This window comes from Pseudomonas sp. Con_6 (assembly GCF_059379395.1).
In genome coordinates this window covers 4925519-4941865 of sequence record NZ_CM182011.1, presented here as the reverse complement: position 1 = coordinate 4941865, position 16347 = coordinate 4925519, and the positions used below count along the sequence as shown (strand labels likewise).

Here is a 16347-nt window from a genome sequence, read left to right as displayed (position 1 = left end):
GAAGAACCCGGCCATCGAAAGAGGCCGGGTTTTTTTATGGATACGGTTCTACTTATTCCAACGCAGCGCTTTTCAGCGCTTTCATGCAACTGTATTGTCGTCTGATCTGCAATCTGTTCCAGTACACTTGGCAACTGTTACGGTATTCTTCGCTGGCCTGGACTACAACAATCAAGATTGCCTGCGCGTGTCGAGAGTGGATCATGACCAACCTGTTGCTTTATCAGCGTATCGCCCAACAGCTCGCCGAAGATATCCGGCGCGGCGTCTATCAGCCGGGCGAGCGCGTGCCGTCGGTGCGCAAGATGAGTTCGCAACTGAACGTCAGTCATGCCACGGTGCTGCAGGCTTACGCCAATCTTGAGGACCAGGGGCTGATCCGCGCTCGTCCGCAGTCCGGCTACTATGTGCACCAGACGCCCGCGCTGACCGCTTCGACGCCGGATATCGCCCGGGTCGAGCGGCCGGGCCTGGTCACCCGTGCCAGCATCATCCAGCAGGTGTTGACCGAAGCCCGCCGCGATGGCGTGTTCCCGCTGGGCGCTGCGGTGCCCCACGTGGATTACCTGCCGGTACGCGCGCTGCACCAGCAACTGGCCAAGGTCACACGATTCCAGAGCCCGCGGGCGTTCAGCTACATGTTCAGCCCGGGCTTCGAGCCGCTGCGTCGACAGATCGCCATTCGCATGCGCGATGCCGGGGTGGTGGTCGACCCGTCGGAAGTGGTAGTCACCCATGGGTGCGTCGATGCCCTGCAGATGTCGTTGCGGGTGCTTACCCGTCCCGGCGACCTGATCGCCGCCGAGTCGCCGACCTATTATGGCTTGCTGCAACTGGCCGATCTGCTTGGCCTTAAAGTGATCGAGATCCCCAGCGATCCGTCCACCGGTATCAGCCTCGAAGCACTGCAACTGGCGGCCAACCAGTGGTCGATCAAGGCCCTGGTGCTGACTGCGCGCCTGAGCAACCCGCTGGGCGGCACCATTCCGGAAGACCGGCAGAAGCAACTGTTGCGTCTGGCCTCGGACTTCAATATCCAGATCATCGAAGACGATATCTATGGCGAATTGATGTTCGAGCAGGGCAAGACAAAGTCGCTCAAGGCGCATGATCGCCTTGGTCGGGTGATCTACTGCTCGAGTTTTTCCAAGACCCTGTCGCCGGGGGTGCGCATCGGCTGGATGGTCGCCGGCAGCTACCAGCAGGAAATCCAGCGCCTGCAGACCTTCAGTACCCATTCCGCTTGCAGCGTGACGCAGATGGGGGTGGCCTCTTACCTGGAGAATGGCGGCTACGACCGCCACTTGCGCTTTATCCGTCAGGAATACCGGAAGAACCTCAGCGCCTATCAGTTGGCGGTGCAGCAGTATTTCCCCGACGGCACGCAGATGACCCGGCCAACCGGCGGCTTCATCCTCTGGGTCAGCCTGCCGGGGCGGGTCAATACTCAGGAATTGCATGTTCGGGCATTGCAGCAAGGCATCAGCATCGCGCCGGGGCTGATCTTCAGTAATACCGAGCAGTTCAACCACTGCATTCGTCTCAACTGCGGCATCCCTTGGAATCGTGAGGCGGAGAGGGCGCTGATGACTCTCGGTATGCTGGCGAACCAGCTGTGCCAGGAAGCAGCGACCGGTACTGGCTATCTGTAATCTGCATCTTGTCAGGCATGTCTGGAACAGGGACCATAGCGACTTTCCTCGGGTGTTCTGTCGTTGCCTATGACTCCATTGCGTTGTGCCGGTCTGCTGTTGGCGGGTTTGCTCGCGGTGCCATTGGTCGCCCCGGCGCTGGCCAATCCTGCGGCTGCCCCTCTGTTGCTAGCCGAGTCGAAGGCACCGGCGCAGAAAGTCGAGGCCGGCAAGGCCAGGCCGCAACCGGCCAAGAAGCCTGCTGCCACGCAGAAGCCGGTGAAAAAGCCGATCAAGGCCAGCAAGACGCCCAGTCGCAAGAAGGCGGATGCCATTGCCGCACCGCTGCCCAAGGTCAAGCTCGACCTCAGCCTGCCACCGGACATGGTCAAGACCATGAAGCCGGTTGAGCAGATCGAGGCCGAAGTGCGCAAGCCGCTGCTGCCGGCGATGTTCGGTGAGAAGCCTGAGACGCAAAGCCCGTTCCAGCTCAATGGCCGCCTGCTGAGCAACGAAATGCAGCTGCAATTGCGCAACGAAAGCCGCCAGCAAGAGATCGAAGGCGCCGCCATCGAATTCGAATTCAAGCAGTAGCCGTTCACGACGGGAACTGGTCGGTCAGCGTTATTTCATCCTGTCGGTAATTTCAAACGATTGTTTTAGTCGCTACTATCCTTTCATCCGCACTATTTGCTTCTCTGAGGTTCTGATTTCCATGAAATGCCGTGAAGGCTGTGGAGCCTGCTGCATTGCGCCATCGATCAGCTCGTTCATTCCCGGCATGCCCGACGGCAAGCCGGCCGGCGAGCGCTGCATTCACCTGTCCGCCGTCAATCTGTGCGATCTGTTCGGCAAGCCGGAACGTCCGGCGGTCTGTTCGGGTTTCAAGGCGGACAGCGAGGTCTGCGGCACGGATCGCGACGAGGCGATCAGGATCATCGGTTGGTGGGAGCAGATGACTGCGGCCTGAAGGCTGATCTTCGACAACAAGGAAAACAAGCGGATGAGATCGTTGAAGCGTGTAGCAGTAATCGTGGGTTTGACTGCCTTGTCGAGCATGGCGTTGGCCGAGCAATGGGAAGTCGCCAAAAATGAGGAGGGGATCAAGGTTTCCCTCAGTGAGGTGCCAGGTTCCAAGTACAAGGCCTATCGTGGCGAGACCGTGATCAAGGCGCCGGTGGCGACCATCACGAAGTTACAGGAGGACGTGGCTGGCTCCTGTGCCTGGATTCACGAGTGCAAGCTGCAGAAGCTGCTCAAGCACGAAGGTGACCAGAGCTGGACCTATGCTCAGTTCAATACGCCGTGGCCGGTGACGCCGCGGGATTCGATTCTGCATATCACCACGGTCCAGGAGGCGGACGGCAGCGTGACCCGCAAGATCAATGCTGAACCGACCTATCAGCCGGAAGAGAAAGGCTTCGTTCGTGTTGCTGCGGCCGACGGCTTCTGGAAGTTGGTGCCTAGAGGTGACTCCACCGAAGTGACCTATCAATTGCATACCGAGCCTGGGGGCAGCGTGCCAGCCATGGTTGCGAACAAGTTCATCGTGGATGCGCCGTTCAATACCCTGAAGGCGCTGAAGGAGCGGGCCGAAAAGGCTAAGTGAAGCGTTACAGTTGCCGGGAATACTGCTTTTTCGGCAACTGTAGAAATACTGCCCAATAAAAAGGCTGCCATCAGGCAGCCTTTTTTCGCATTCGGCCGAAGCTTACTTGCGGTCTTCCAGTTTGACCAGGTCGCGGGACTCGTAGCCGGTGTACAACTGGCGAGGACGGCCGATCTTGTAGGGGCTGGAGAGCATTTCCTTCCAGTGCGAGATCCAGCCGACAGTACGTGCCAGGGCGAAGATCACGGTGAACATGCTGGTCGGAATGCCGATCGCCTTCAGGATGATGCCCGAGTAGAAGTCGACGTTCGGGTACAGCGAGCGCTCGATGAAGTACGGATCGGTCAGGGCGATCTCTTCCAGGCGCATGGCCAGTTCCAGTTGCGGGTCGTTCTTGATGCCCAGCTCGCGCAGGACTTCGTCGCAGGTCTGCTTCATCACGGTGGCGCGCGGGTCGCGGTTTTTGTAGACGCGGTGGCCGAAGCCCATCAGCTTGAACGGATCGTTCTTGTCCTTGGCCTTGGCGATGAACTTGTCGATGTTCGAGACATCGCCGATTTCATCCAGCATGGTCAGCACGGCTTCGTTCGCACCGCCGTGGGCAGGGCCCCACAGTGCGGCGATGCCGGCGGCGATACAGGCGAACGGGTTGGCACCCGAGGAGCCGGCCAGGCGCACGGTGGAGGTGGAGGCGTTCTGCTCGTGGTCGGCGTGGAGGATGAAGATCCGGTCCATCGCCTTGGCCAGCACCGGGCTGATCGGTTTGATCTCGCACGGGGTGTTGAACATCATGTGCAGGAAGTTTTCCGCGTACGACAGGTCGTTGCGCGGGTACATCATGGGCTGGCCCATGGAGTACTTGTAGACCATCGCCGCCAGGGTCGGCATCTTGGCGACCAGGCGCACGGCGGAGATCTCGCGGTGCTGCGGGTTATTGATGTCCAGCGAGTCGTGGTAGAACGCCGACAGGGCGCCAACCACGCCGCACATGACGGCCATTGGGTGGGCGTCGCGGCGGAAGCCGTTGAAGAAGGACTTCAACTGCTCGTGCACCATGGTGTGGTTCTTCACGGTGCTGACGAACTGGGCCTTCTGCTCGGCGTTCGGCAGTTCGCCGTTGAGCAGCAGGTAGCAGGTTTCGAGGTAGTCGGATTGCTGGGCGAGCTGTTCGATCGGGTAGCCGCGATGCAGCAGGATGCCCTTGTCGCCGTCGATGTAGGTGATCTTCGACTCGCAGGATGCGGTCGCCATGAAACCAGGGTCGAAAGTGAAGTGACCCGTGGCCCCCAACCCTCTAACGTCGATAACATCTGGACCAACGGTGCCGGTTAAAATGGGCAGCTCGACGGGGGCTGCGCCCTCGATGACCAACTGCGCTTTTTTGTCAGCCATGTGGCCTCCTATTAATGCTTGAAATCATCTGACAGACCCCCCACGCAGGGCCCGCACCACTATAGTGAGATAAATTCGAAAGTCAATTTGCCTAAAGCATGGTTGTAATAGGCTTTAGGCCCTGTTTTTCCTCGAAAATCCCGCCCATTTACGCCTTTTGTCCGGTAAAGGCAATGCGCTATTTGGGCTAGCCCTTCACGTTGTCATTAGTAGCCTAACTGTCTATACTCGGCACCCGACCTCCAAGGGCTTGCGCGCCCGTCTCTCTGGGGGTCGCCGCTCCCTGGGTGGTGGGTACCTGACCAGTACACTTACCAACAACTTTGCCCTGCTTGCTAGGGGCTCTTCAGTGTGAAAAAAGCCGTGAAAAGCCAACGACCTGTAAACCTAGACCTAAGGACCATCAAACTCCCGATCACCGCTTACACGTCCATTCTCCACCGTATCTCCGGCGTCATCCTGTTCCTGGGCCTGGCCATCATGCTTTATGCATTGGGCAAATCCCTGGGTTCCGAGGAAGGCTTCGGCGAGGTGAAGGCGTGTCTGACCAGTCCGCTGGCCAAGTTCGTGTTCTGGGCTCTGCTGTCCGCCTTGCTGTATCACCTGGTGGCCGGTGTGCGCCACCTGATCATGGACATGGGCATCGGTGAGACGCTGGAAGGCGGCAAACTGGGCTCGAAAATCGTCATCGTCATCTCCGTGGTGGTGATCATCCTGGCGGGAGTTTGGATATGGTAACCAACGTCACGAACCTGTCGCGTTCGGGCCTCTATGACTGGATGGCGCAGCGCGTTTCTGCGGTCGTTCTCGCGGCTTATTTCATTTTTCTGATCGGCTACCTGGTTGCGCACCCTGGCATCGAATATGCCCAGTGGCACGCTCTGTTCTCCAACAACGCGATGCGTATCTTCAGTCTGCTGGCACTGGTTGCCCTGGGCGCTCACGCCTGGGTCGGCATGTGGACCATTGCGACCGACTACCTGACCCCTATGGCGTTCGGTAAATCGGCGACTGCGATTCGTTTCCTGTTCCAGGCGGTATGTGGTGTCGCGATGTTCGCGTACTTCGTCTGGGGTGTGCAGATTCTCTGGGGTATCTGATTCATGGCTATCATTCCAACGATTTCTTTCGACGCCATCATTGTTGGCGGCGGTGGTGCCGGCATGCGCGCAGCGCTGCAGCTGGCCCAGGGCGGTCACAAGACTGCCGTGATCACCAAGGTCTTCCCGACCCGTTCGCATACTGTATCGGCCCAGGGTGGCATCACCTGCGCCATCGCTTCGGCCGACCCGAACGATGACTGGCGCTGGCACATGTACGATACCGTCAAGGGTTCCGACTACATCGGTGACCAGGACGCTATCGAGTACATGTGTCAGGAGGGCCCGGCTGCAGTCTTCGAGCTGGACCACATGGGTCTGCCGTTCTCCCGTACCGAAACCGGTCGTATCTACCAGCGTCCGTTCGGTGGTCAGTCCAAGGACTTCGGCAAGGGTGGCCAGGCTGCCCGTACCTGTGCCGCTTCCGACCGTACCGGTCACGCGCTGCTGCACACCCTGTATCAGGGCAACCTTAAGGCAGGCACCACCTTCCTCAACGAGTACTATGCGGTTGACCTGGTGAAGAACCAGGACGGCGCATTCGTCGGTGTGATCGCGATCTGCATCGAAACCGGCGAAACCCAGTACATTCGTTCGAAGGCCACTGTGCTGGCTACCGGCGGCGCCGGTCGCATCTACGCCTCGACCACCAATGCCCTGATCAACACCGGTGACGGCGTGGGCATGGCCCTGCGCGCCGGCGTGCCGGTGCAGGACATCGAGATGTGGCAGTTCCACCCAACCGGCATCGCCGGCGCAGGTGTACTGGTTACCGAAGGTTGCCGCGGTGAAGGTGGCTACCTGATCAACAAGCATGGCGAGCGTTTCATGGAGCGCTATGCGCCGAACGCCAAGGACCTCGCCGGTCGTGACGTCGTCGCCCGTTCGATGGTGAAAGAGATCATCGCGGGCAATGGTTGTGGCCCGAACGGCGACCACGTGATGCTGAAGCTCGACCACCTTGGTGAGGAAGTGCTGCACAGCCGCCTGCCGGGTATCTGCGAACTGTCGAAGACCTTCGCTCACGTTGACCCGGTCGTCGCGCCAGTTCCGGTCGTTCCGACCTGCCACTACATGATGGGTGGCGTTGCCACCAACATTCATGGCCAGGCCATCACCCAGGACGCCAACGGCCAGGACCAGATCATTCCGGGTCTGTTCGCCGTAGGTGAAGTCGCTTGCGTTTCGGTCCATGGTGCCAACCGCCTTGGCGGCAACTCGCTGCTCGACCTGGTGGTCTTCGGTCGCGCCGCCGGCCTGCATCTGGAAAAAGCGCTGACCGACGGTATCGAGTACCGCGACGCCAGCGACACCGATGTCGAAGTCGCCCTGAACCGTCTGAACAAGCTCAACGAGCGCACCACCGGTGAAGACGTGGCAACCCTGAAGCGCGAGCTGCAGAGCTGCATGCAGAACTACTTCGGTGTGTTCCGTACTGGCGAATACATGCAGAAAGGTATCGCCCAGCTGGCCGACCTGCGTGAGCGCATCGCCAACGTCAAGATCAACGACAAGTCCCAGGCCTTCAACACCGCGCGTATCGAAGCGCTGGAGCTGCAGAACCTGCTGGAAGTCGCCGAAGCTACCGCCATCGCGGCCGAAGTCCGTAAAGAGTCGCGCGGCGCCCACGCCCGTGAAGACTACGAAGACCGTGACGACGAAAACTGGCTGTGCCACACCCTGTACTTCCCAGGTGAGAAGCGGGTTGCCAAGCGTGCAGTCAACTTCGCGCCGAAGACCGTACCGGCGTTCGAACCAAAAGTCCGGACTTACTAAGGGTGGCCGCCATGTTGCAAGTAGAAGTTTATCGTTACAACCCGGATACCGACTCGGCGCCTAAAACCCAGGTGTTCCAGATCGACACCGGTGGCAAGGACCTGATGGTGCTGGACGTGCTGGCGCTGATCAAGGAACAGGACGAAGGTTTCTCCTACCGTCGTTCCTGCCGTGAAGGCGTTTGCGGTTCCGACGGCATGAACATCAACGGCAAGAACGGCCTGGCGTGCATCACGCCGCTGTCCTCTGTCGTAAAAGGTAACAAGTTGGTGGTGCGTCCGCTGCCAGGTTTGCCGGTAATCCGTGACCTGGTCGTCGACATGAGCATCTTCTACAAGCAGTACGAGAAGGTGAAGCCATTCCTGCAGAACGACACCCCGGCCCCGGCCATCGAGCGTCTGCAGTCGCCAGAAGAGCGTGACAAGCTCGACGGTCTGTACGAGTGCATCCTGTGCGCCTGCTGCTCGACCTCTTGCCCGTCGTTCTGGTGGAACCCTGACAAGTTCCTCGGTCCAGCCGCTCTGCTGCAGGCCTATCGCTTCCTGGCCGACAGCCGTGACACCAAGACCCAGGAGCGCCTGGCGTCCCTGGATGACCCGTTCAGCGTGTTCCGCTGCCGCGGGATCATGAACTGCGTGAACGTCTGCCCGAAAGGTCTGAACCCGACCAAGGCAATCGGTCACGTACGTAACATGCTGCTCCAGAGCGGTACCTGATTCTGAAAGTGTGATGTTGCAAGTGTGAAGTTGTAACCGCAGTACGCCAAAGTGCGGGCGCTAGCCCGCACCGAGGTGAAACCCGAGCGAGGGTCATAAGCCCGAGCTTTTACCTATGAAGATATGAGACCAGCAGGGGCATCCGGGCTGGTACCCGGTAAATCTGCGGGATCTTGCAGGCCTGGTTTTGGTGAGAAGACTCCAGGCTTACGTGGTTCTGCCGATCGAGGCCCCTAACCGAGGGTGACCAAGCATGCAAGAAAGCGTGATGCAGCGCATGTGGAACAGCGCCCACCTGTCAGGTGGTAACGCTGCATATGTGGAAGAGCTTTATGAGCTCTACCTGCACGACCCTAACGCTGTGCCAGAAGAGTGGCGCACCTACTTCCAGAAGTTGCCCGCCGAAGGCAGCACTGCTACCGATGTATCGCACTCGACGATCCGCGACCATTTCGTACTGCTGGCGAAGAACCAGCGCCGCGCCCAACCGGTATCCGCCGGGAGCGTGAGCAGTGAACACGAGAAGAAGCAGGTCGAAGTGCTGCGACTGATCCAGGCCTACCGTATGCGCGGCCACCAAGCTGCGAAGCTCGACCCGTTGGGGTTGTGGCAGCGCCCTGCGCCAGTAGACCTGTCGATCAATCATTACGGCTTGACCAATGCCGATCTTGATACGACCTTCCGTGCCGGCGACCTGTTCATCGGCAAGGAGGAGGCGAGCCTACGCGAAATCTTCGAGGCTTTGCAGCAGACATATTGTCGCACCATTGGCGCCGAGTTCACCCACATCGTCGACTCCGAGCAGCGCAGCTGGTTCCAGCAGCGTCTGGAGAGCGTGCGTGGGCGTCCATCCTTCTCCGCCGATATCCAGAGTCACCTGCTCGAGCGCGTCACTGCGGCGGAGGGTCTGGAGAAGTACCTGGGCACCAAGTACCCGGGCACCAAGCGTTTCGGCCTGGAAGGCGGCGAAAGTCTGATTCCGATGCTGGACGAAATGATCCAGCGTTCCGGCTCCTACGGCACCAAGGAAGTCGTGATCGGCATGGCCCACCGCGGCCGTCTGAACGTGCTGGTCAACACCTTCGGCAAGAACCCGCGCGAGCTGTTCGACGAGTTCGAAGGCAAGAAGAAGGTCGAGCTGGGCTCCGGTGACGTGAAGTACCACCAGGGCTTCTCCTCCAACGTGATGACCGCTGGTGGCGAAGTCCACCTGGCCATGGCATTCAACCCGTCCCACCTGGAAATCGTCTCGCCAGTGGTGGAAGGGTCTGTCCGTGCCCGTCAGGATCGCCGCAACGACGCTGTTGGCGACAAGGTCTTGCCGATCTCCATCCACGGTGACGCCGCGTTCGCGGGTCAGGGCGTGGTCATGGAAACCTTCCAGATGTCGCAGACCCGCGGTTTCAAGACCGGCGGCACCGTGCACATCGTGATCAACAACCAGGTTGGTTTCACCATCAGCAACCCGCTGGACTCCCGTTCCACCGAGTACTGCACCGACGTCGCCAAGATGATCCAGGCGCCGATCCTGCACGTGAACGGCGACGATCCGGAAGCCGTGCTGTTCGTGACCCAGCTGGCCGTCGACTACCGCATGCAGTTCAAGCGTGACGTGGTCATCGACCTGGTCTGCTACCGTCGTCGCGGCCACAACGAGGCCGACGAGCCGAACGGCACCCAGCCGCTGATGTACCAACAGATCTCCAAGCAGCGCACCACCCGTGAGCTGTACGCCGACAGCCTGGTGCAAGCCGGTCGTCTGGACGCCGAACGCGTGCAGGCCAAGGTCGACGAGTACCGTAACGCCCTGGACAACGGCCTGCACGTGGTGAAGAGCCTGGTCAAGGAACCGAACAAGGAGCTGTTCGTCGACTGGCGTCCATACCTGGGTCATGCCTGGACCGCGCGTCACGACACTCGTTTCGATCTCAAGACCCTGCAGGAACTGTCCGCCAAGCTGCTGGAGCTGCCGGAAGGCTTTGTGGTTCAGCGCCAGGTCTCGAAAATCTACGAAGACCGTCAGAAGATGCAGGCCGGTGGCTTGCCGATCAACTGGGGTTACGCCGAGACCATGGCTTACGCCACGCTGCAGTTCGAAGGTCATCCGATCCGCATGACCGGCCAGGATATCGGCCGCGGCACCTTCTCGCACCGCCACGCGGTGTTGCACAGCCAGAAGGACGCCAGCACCTATATCCCGCTGCAGAACCTCTTCCCGGGCCAGCCACGTTTCGACCTGTACGACTCGTTCCTGTCCGAAGAAGCTGTTCTGGCCTTCGAATACGGCTACTCGACCACCACGCCGAACGCGCTGGTGATCTGGGAAGCCCAGTTCGGTGACTTCGCTAACGGCGCGCAAGTGGTCGTCGACCAGTTCATCACCAGCGGCGAGCACAAATGGGGTCGTCTGTGCGGCCTGACCATGCTGCTGCCACACGGTTATGAAGGTCAGGGCCCTGAGCACTCCTCGGCACGTCTTGAGCGCTACCTGCAACTGTGCGCCGAGCACAACGTCCAGGTCTGCGTACCGACTACCCCGGCGCAGATCTACCATCTGCTGCGTCGTCAGGTGATCCGTCCGCTGCGCAAACCGCTGATCGTGCTGACGCCGAAGTCGTTGCTGCGCCACAAGCTGGCCGTCTCGACCCTGGAAGATCTGGCCGAAGGCTCGTTCCAGACGGTAATCCCGGAAATCGATACCCTCGATCCGAAGAAAGTCACCCGTCTGATCCTCTGCAGCGGCAAGGTCTACTACGATCTGCTGGAAAAACGCCGTGCCGAAGGTCGTGAAGACATCGCCATCGTGCGTATCGAACAACTGTATCCGTTCCCTGAGGACGATCTGGTCGAAATCCTCGCCCCATACACCGAGCTCAAGAACGTCGTGTGGTGCCAGGAAGAACCGATGAACCAGGGCGCCTGGTACAGCAGCCAACACCACATGCGTCGCATCCTGGGCCGTCACAACAAGGCCCTGGTACTCGAATACGCTGGTCGTGATGCGTCTGCCGCGCCAGCCTGTGGTTACGCTTCGATGCACGCCGAGCAGCAGGAAAAACTGCTGCAAGATGCCTTCACCGTTTAATGCCTCGCGCACCTGAAACCGAATTAAGGAACCACTGATAATGGCTATCGAGATCAAAGCCCCTACCTTCCCGGAATCGGTTGCCGACGGCACCGTTGCCACCTGGCACAAGAAACCGGGCGAAGCCGTCAAGCGCGACGACCTGATCGTCGACATCGAGACCGACAAGGTCGTCCTTGAAGTGCTGGCCACCGCTGACGGCGTGCTGGGCGCTATCGTCAAGAACGAAGGCGATACTGTCCTCTCCGACGAAGTCCTGGGTTCGATCGAAGCTGGCGGTGCTGCCGCTGCTGCTCCTGCCGCCGCTCCAGCTGCCGCGCCTGCCCAGGCTGCTGCTGCCGCCGACGCTGGCGAAGACGACCCGATCGCCGCTCCGGCCGCGCGCAAGCTGGCTGAAGAGAACGGCATCGACCTGGCTTCCGTTGCCGGTACCGGCAAGGGCGGTCGCGTGACCAAGGAAGACGTCGTAGCCGCCGTTGCCGCGAAGAAATCCGCACCTGCCGCTGCACCGGCTGCCAAGCCGGCCGCGGCTGCCGCTGCTGCTCCTGTGGTCACCGCCGCTGGCGACCGCACCGAGAAGCGCGTGCCGATGACCCGTCTGCGCGCCAAGATCGCCGAGCGTCTGGTCGAAGCCCAGTCGAACATGGCCATGCTGACCACCTTCAACGAAGTCGACATGACCGAAGTCATGGCCCTGCGTTCGAAGTACAAGGACCTGTTCGAGAAGTCCCACAACGGCGTGCGCCTGGGCTTCATGTCGTTCTTCGTCAAGGCCGCCACCGAAGCGCTGAAGCGCTTCCCGGCTGTCAATGCCTCGATCGACGGCAACGACATCGTCTACCACGGCTACGCGGACGTCGGCGTTGCCGTCTCCAGCGACCGTGGCCTGGTGGTACCGGTACTGCGTAACGCCGAGTCGATGAGCCTGGCGGAAATCGAGAACGGCATCGCCACTTTCGGCAAGAAGGCTCGTGACGGCAAGCTGGCCATCGAAGAGATGACCGGTGGCACCTTCACCATCACCAACGGCGGTACCTTCGGCTCGATGATGTCGACCCCGATCGTCAACCCGCCGCAAGCCGCGATCCTCGGCATGCACAACATCATCCAGCGTCCAATGGCCGTCAATGGCCAGGTCGTGATCCGTCCGATGATGTACCTGGCGCTGTCCTACGACCACCGCCTGATCGACGGTAAAGAAGCCGTGACTTTCCTGGTGACCATCAAGAACCTGCTGGAAGACCCGGCACGTCTGCTGCTGGATATCTAATCACGCAGCCGCACGCTGCGGGGCGCGGGCTTCGAAGAGAAGCCGGTCGCCCTGCAGCCTGAGGCTTGCTGCTTGAAGCTATAAAGGAATCTTTTATGAGCCAGAAGTTCGACGTAGTAGTAATTGGTGCAGGTCCTGGCGGCTACGTGGCCGCCATCAAAGCCGCGCAACTGGGCTTCTCCACTGCCTGCATCGAGAAATACACCGATGCCGACGGCAAGCTGGCCCTGGGCGGTACCTGCCTGAACGTTGGCTGCATTCCATCCAAGGCGCTGCTGGACAGCTCCTGGAAGTACAAGGAAGCCAAAGAGAGCTTCAACGTCCACGGTATCTCCACCGGCGAAGTCAAGATGGACGTCGCCGCGATGGTTGGCCGCAAGGCTGGCATCGTCAAGAACCTGACCAGCGGTGTCGCCACCCTGTTCAAGGCCAACGGCGTGACCTCGATCCAGGGCCACGGCAAGCTGCTGGCTGGCAAGAAGGTCGAAGTCACCAAGGCTGACGGCACCACTGAAATCATCGAAGCCGAGAACGTGATCCTGGCTTCCGGTTCCCGTCCGATCGACATTCCTCCGGCTCCGGTCGACCAGAACGTCATCGTTGACTCCACCGGCGCCCTGGAATTCCAGAGCGTACCGAAGCGCCTGGGCGTGATCGGTGCCGGCGTGATCGGTCTGGAACTGGGTTCGGTCTGGGCTCGCCTGGGTGCCGAAGTCACCGTCCTGGAAGCCCTGGATACCTTCCTGATGGCCGCTGACACCGCGGTCTCCAAGGAAGCCCTGAAGACCCTGACCAAGCAAGGTCTGGACATCAAGCTGGGCGCTCGCGTCACCGGTTCCAAGGTCAGCGGCGAAGAAGTCGAAGTGACCTACACCGACGCCAACGGCGAACAGAAGATCGTCTTCGACAAGCTGATCGTTGCGGTCGGCCGTCGTCCGGTCACCACCGACCTGCTGGCTGCCGACAGCGGCGTGACCATCGACGAGCGCGGCTTCGTGTTCGTTGACGATCACTGCGCCACCAGTGTTCCTGGCGTCTTCGCCATCGGTGACGTGGTTCGCGGCATGATGCTGGCACACAAGGCCTCGGAAGAGGGCATCATGGTTGTCGAGCGCATCAAGGGCCACAAGGCCCAGATGAACTACGACCTCATCCCGTCGGTCATCTACACCCACCCGGAAATCGCGTGGGTCGGCAAGACCGAGCAAGCCTTGAAGGCCGAGGGCGTTGAGGTTAACGTTGGCACCTTCCCGTTCGCGGCGAGCGGCCGTGCAATGGCTGCCAACGACACCGGTGGCTTCGTCAAAGTCATTGCCGATGCCAAGACCGACCGCGTCCTGGGCGTACACGTGATTGGCCCAAGCGCTGCCGAACTGGTGCAGCAGGGTGCAATCGCAATGGAATTCGGCACCAGTGCCGAAGACCTGGGCATGATGGTCTTCTCCCATCCGACCCTGTCCGAAGCGCTGCATGAAGCCGCGCTGGCCGTGAATGGCGGTGCCATCCACGTAGCCAACCGTAAGAAGCGTTAACTATAAGAAAACCACGGCGGTCTGCCCGTCGTGAGTCTTGCGTGCATGACTCACCGCGGAAAGTCCGCCGGACTCGAACCCCCGGAGCATACCGGGGGCAAGCGGTCACAGGTGGCGCGGCACCCCTCACGGGCGCAGCGCCGAAGCGCAGTACCTAACGAAGACGGTAAAAAGCATGAATCTTCACGAGTATCAGGGTAAGCAGCTGTTCGCTGAATACGGCCTGCCAGTTTCCAAGGGTTTCGCAGTCGACACCCCTGAAGCTGCAGCAGAAGCCTGCGACAAGATCGGCGGTTCCGAGTGGGTTGTAAAAGCCCAGGTTCACGCAGGTGGTCGCGGTAAAGCGGGCGGCGTCAAGCTGGTTCGCAGCAAGGAAGACGCCAAGGCGTTCGCTGCACAATGGTTGGGCAAGAATCTGGTGACCTACCAGACTGACGCCAACGGTCAACCAGTCTCCAAGATCCTGGTCGAATCCTGCACCGACATCGCCAAAGAGCTGTACCTGGGCGCTGTGGTCGATCGTTCGAGCCGCCGTATCGTGTTCATGGCTTCCACCGAAGGTGGCGTGGACATCGAGAAAGTCGCGCACGACACTCCTGAGAAGATTCTCAAGGCAACCATCGATCCACTGGTCGGCGCTCAGCCGTTCCAGGGTCGCGAGCTCGCATTCCAGCTGGGTCTGGAAGGCAAGCAAGTACAACAGTTCGCCAAGATCTTCGTAGGCCTGGCCAAGCTGTTCAAGGATCACGACCTGGCCCTGCTGGAAGTGAACCCGCTGGTGATCAAGGCCGACGGCGATCTGCACTGCCTCGATGCCAAGATCAACATCGACGCCAACGCCATGTACCGTCAGCCTAAGCTGAAGACCTTCCACGACCCGTCGCAGGACGACGCCCGTGAAGCCCACGCTGCCAAGTTCGAACTGAACTACGTTGCCCTCGAAGGCAACATCGGCTGCATGGTCAACGGTGCCGGCCTGGCCATGGGTACCATGGACATCGTCAACCTGCACGGCGGCAAGCCAGCCAACTTCCTCGACGTAGGTGGTGGTGCTACCAAAGAGCGCGTTACCGAAGCCTTCAAGATCATCCTGTCCGACAGCAATGTCGCGGCCGTTCTGGTCAACATCTTCGGCGGCATCGTTCGCTGCGACATGATTGCCGAAGGCATCATCGGTGCAGTGAAGGAAGTCGGCGTCAAGGTCCCGGTCGTCGTTCGCCTCGAAGGCAACAACGCCGAACTGGGTGCTAAAGTACTGGCAGAAAGCGGTTTGAACATCATTGCGGCCACCAGCCTGACCGACGCTGCTCAACAAGTTGTCAAAGCTGCGGAGGGCAAGTAATGAGCGTCCTGATCAATAAAGACACCAAAGTCATCTGCCAGGGCTTCACCGGCTCGCAGGGTACTTTCCACTCCGAACAAGCCATCGCCTACGGCACCAAGATGGTCGGCGGCGTCACTCCAGGCAAGGGTGGCACCACCCACCTGGGCCTGCCGGTGTTCAACACCGTCAAGGAAGCCGTGGAGGCTACCGGCGCCGACGCTTCGGTGATCTACGTTCCGGCTCCTTTCTGCAAGGACTCGATCCTGGAAGCGGCTTTCGGCGGCATCAAGCTGATCGTCTGCATCACCGAGGGTATCCCTACCCTCGACATGCTGGATGCCAAGGTCAAGTGCGACGAGCTGGGTGTTACCCTGATCGGCCCTAACTGCCCAGGCGTCATCACTCCGGGCGAGTGCAAGATCGGCATCATGCCAGGTCACATCCACTTGCCAGGCAAGGTCGGTATCGTTTCCCGTTCCGGCACCCTGACCTACGAAGCGGTCAAGCAGACCACTGACGCCGGTTTCGGTCAGTCCACCTGCGTCGGTATCGGTGGCGACCCGATCCCGGGCTCGAACTTCATCGACATCCTGAAGCTGTTCCAGGAAGACCCGAAAACCGAAGCCATCGTCATGATCGGCGAAATCGGTGGTTCGGCTGAAGAAGAAGCGGCTGCCTACATCAAGGCCAACGTGACCAAGCCAGTGGTTTCCTACATCGCCGGTGTGACTGCCCCAGCGGGCAAGCGCATGGGCCATGCTGGCGCCATCATCTCTGGCGGCAAGGGCACTGCGGACGAGAAATTCGCAGCCCTGCAGGACGCTGGCGTGAAAACCGTGCGTTCGCTGGCTGACATCGGCAAGGCCCTGGCCGAGCTGACCGGTTGGGAAGCGAAGAAGTAATTCTTCGCTG

General features: G+C 60.3%; 14 protein-coding genes. 13 read left to right on the top strand and 1 reads right to left on the bottom strand.

What is annotated here, in order from left to right; genetic code table 11:
* Positions 1-203: 203 nt before the first annotated feature.
* The 4 genes from AC5QPF_RS21945 (at position 204) to AC5QPF_RS21930 (ending at position 3240) form a co-directional block, all read left to right on the top strand.
* Positions 204-1652, top strand: a complete 1449-nt coding sequence (locus AC5QPF_RS21945) for an aminotransferase-like domain-containing protein (RefSeq protein ID WP_330074224.1) — start codon at positions 204-206, stop codon at positions 1650-1652.
* A gap of 69 nt (positions 1653-1721) precedes the next feature.
* Complete coding sequence (locus AC5QPF_RS21940; RefSeq protein WP_494959860.1) at positions 1722-2225, top strand: translation initiation factor 2; 504 nt, start codon at positions 1722-1724, stop codon at positions 2223-2225.
* 121 nt (positions 2226-2346) lie between these two features.
* Complete coding sequence (locus tag AC5QPF_RS21935) at positions 2347-2601, top strand: YkgJ family cysteine cluster protein (RefSeq protein WP_494959859.1); 255 nt, start codon at positions 2347-2349, stop codon at positions 2599-2601.
* A gap of 33 nt (positions 2602-2634) precedes the next feature.
* Positions 2635-3240: an START domain-containing protein gene (locus AC5QPF_RS21930; protein ID WP_494959858.1), complete on the top strand. Its 606-nt coding sequence runs from the start codon at positions 2635-2637 to the stop codon at positions 3238-3240.
* 102 nt (positions 3241-3342) lie between these two features.
* Here the strand turns inward: AC5QPF_RS21930 and gltA are convergent, their stop codons facing one another.
* Positions 3343-4632, bottom strand: coding sequence for a citrate synthase (gltA, locus tag AC5QPF_RS21925; RefSeq protein ID WP_330074228.1), 1290 nt, complete (start codon positions 4630-4632; stop codon positions 3343-3345).
* Between the two features lie 351 nt (positions 4633-4983).
* On the opposite strand from gltA, the gene sdhC reads away from it, so the two are divergent.
* The 9 genes from sdhC (at position 4984) to sucD (ending at position 16337) form a co-directional block, all read left to right on the top strand.
* The gene (sdhC, locus tag AC5QPF_RS21920) at positions 4984-5370 is read left to right on the top strand and encodes a succinate dehydrogenase, cytochrome b556 subunit (protein ID WP_458978215.1); all 387 of its coding nucleotides are present in this window, start codon (positions 4984-4986) and stop codon (positions 5368-5370) included.
* Positions 5364-5732: a succinate dehydrogenase, hydrophobic membrane anchor protein gene (gene sdhD / locus AC5QPF_RS21915; RefSeq protein ID WP_009396297.1), complete on the top strand. Its 369-nt coding sequence runs from the start codon at positions 5364-5366 to the stop codon at positions 5730-5732. Before sdhC ends, sdhD begins: the two co-directional genes overlap by 7 nt.
* A gap of 3 nt (positions 5733-5735) precedes the next feature.
* On the top strand, positions 5736-7508 hold the full coding sequence (gene sdhA / locus AC5QPF_RS21910; RefSeq protein WP_009396298.1) for a succinate dehydrogenase flavoprotein subunit: 1773 nt from the start codon (positions 5736-5738) through the stop codon (positions 7506-7508).
* 11 nt (positions 7509-7519) lie between these two features.
* Complete coding sequence (locus AC5QPF_RS21905) at positions 7520-8224, top strand: succinate dehydrogenase iron-sulfur subunit (protein WP_489016006.1); 705 nt, start codon at positions 7520-7522, stop codon at positions 8222-8224.
* Between the two features lie 253 nt (positions 8225-8477).
* Complete coding sequence (locus AC5QPF_RS21900; RefSeq protein ID WP_494959857.1) at positions 8478-11309, top strand: 2-oxoglutarate dehydrogenase E1 component; 2832 nt, start codon at positions 8478-8480, stop codon at positions 11307-11309.
* A gap of 40 nt (positions 11310-11349) precedes the next feature.
* The gene (gene odhB / locus AC5QPF_RS21895; RefSeq protein ID WP_494959856.1) at positions 11350-12579 is read left to right on the top strand and encodes a 2-oxoglutarate dehydrogenase complex dihydrolipoyllysine-residue succinyltransferase; all 1230 of its coding nucleotides are present in this window, start codon (positions 11350-11352) and stop codon (positions 12577-12579) included.
* Between the two features lie 95 nt (positions 12580-12674).
* Positions 12675-14111 (top strand): dihydrolipoyl dehydrogenase, encoded by a 1437-nt coding sequence (gene lpdA / locus AC5QPF_RS21890; protein ID WP_494959855.1) that lies wholly within the window; start codon positions 12675-12677, stop codon positions 14109-14111.
* Between the two features lie 175 nt (positions 14112-14286).
* Positions 14287-15453: an ADP-forming succinate--CoA ligase subunit beta gene (gene sucC, locus AC5QPF_RS21885; protein ID WP_023629628.1), complete on the top strand. Its 1167-nt coding sequence runs from the start codon at positions 14287-14289 to the stop codon at positions 15451-15453.
* The gene (sucD, locus tag AC5QPF_RS21880) at positions 15453-16337 is read left to right on the top strand and encodes a succinate--CoA ligase subunit alpha (RefSeq protein ID WP_016393102.1); all 885 of its coding nucleotides are present in this window, start codon (positions 15453-15455) and stop codon (positions 16335-16337) included. Before sucC ends, sucD begins: the two co-directional genes overlap by 1 nt.
* The last annotated feature ends 10 nt before the right edge of the window (positions 16338-16347 follow it).

Bases quoted from the DNA above. Each gene is read 5' to 3' on its own strand.
- sdhA (WP_009396298.1), top strand. From the start codon at position 5,736: ATGGCTATCATTCCAACGATTTCTTTCGACGCCATCATTGTTGGCGGC.
- AC5QPF_RS21935 (WP_494959859.1), top strand. From the start codon at position 2,347: ATGAAATGCCGTGAAGGCTGTGGAGCCTGCTGCATTGCGCCATCGATC.
- AC5QPF_RS21900 (WP_494959857.1), top strand. From the start codon at position 8,478: ATGCAAGAAAGCGTGATGCAGCGCATGTGGAACAGCGCCCACCTGTCA.
- odhB (WP_494959856.1), top strand. From the start codon at position 11,350: ATGGCTATCGAGATCAAAGCCCCTACCTTCCCGGAATCGGTTGCCGAC.
- sucC (WP_023629628.1), top strand. From the start codon at position 14,287: ATGAATCTTCACGAGTATCAGGGTAAGCAGCTGTTCGCTGAATACGGC.
- sucD (WP_016393102.1), top strand. From the start codon at position 15,453: ATGAGCGTCCTGATCAATAAAGACACCAAAGTCATCTGCCAGGGCTTC.
- AC5QPF_RS21930 (WP_494959858.1), top strand. From the start codon at position 2,635: ATGAGATCGTTGAAGCGTGTAGCAGTAATCGTGGGTTTGACTGCCTTG.
- AC5QPF_RS21945 (WP_330074224.1), top strand. From the start codon at position 204: ATGACCAACCTGTTGCTTTATCAGCGTATCGCCCAACAGCTCGCCGAA.
- sdhD (WP_009396297.1), top strand. From the start codon at position 5,364: ATGGTAACCAACGTCACGAACCTGTCGCGTTCGGGCCTCTATGACTGG.
- lpdA (WP_494959855.1), top strand. From the start codon at position 12,675: ATGAGCCAGAAGTTCGACGTAGTAGTAATTGGTGCAGGTCCTGGCGGC.
- gltA (WP_330074228.1), bottom strand. From the start codon at position 4,632: ATGGCTGACAAAAAAGCGCAGTTGGTCATCGAGGGCGCAGCCCCCGTC.
- AC5QPF_RS21905 (WP_489016006.1), top strand. From the start codon at position 7,520: ATGTTGCAAGTAGAAGTTTATCGTTACAACCCGGATACCGACTCGGCG.
- AC5QPF_RS21940 (WP_494959860.1), top strand. From the start codon at position 1,722: ATGACTCCATTGCGTTGTGCCGGTCTGCTGTTGGCGGGTTTGCTCGCG.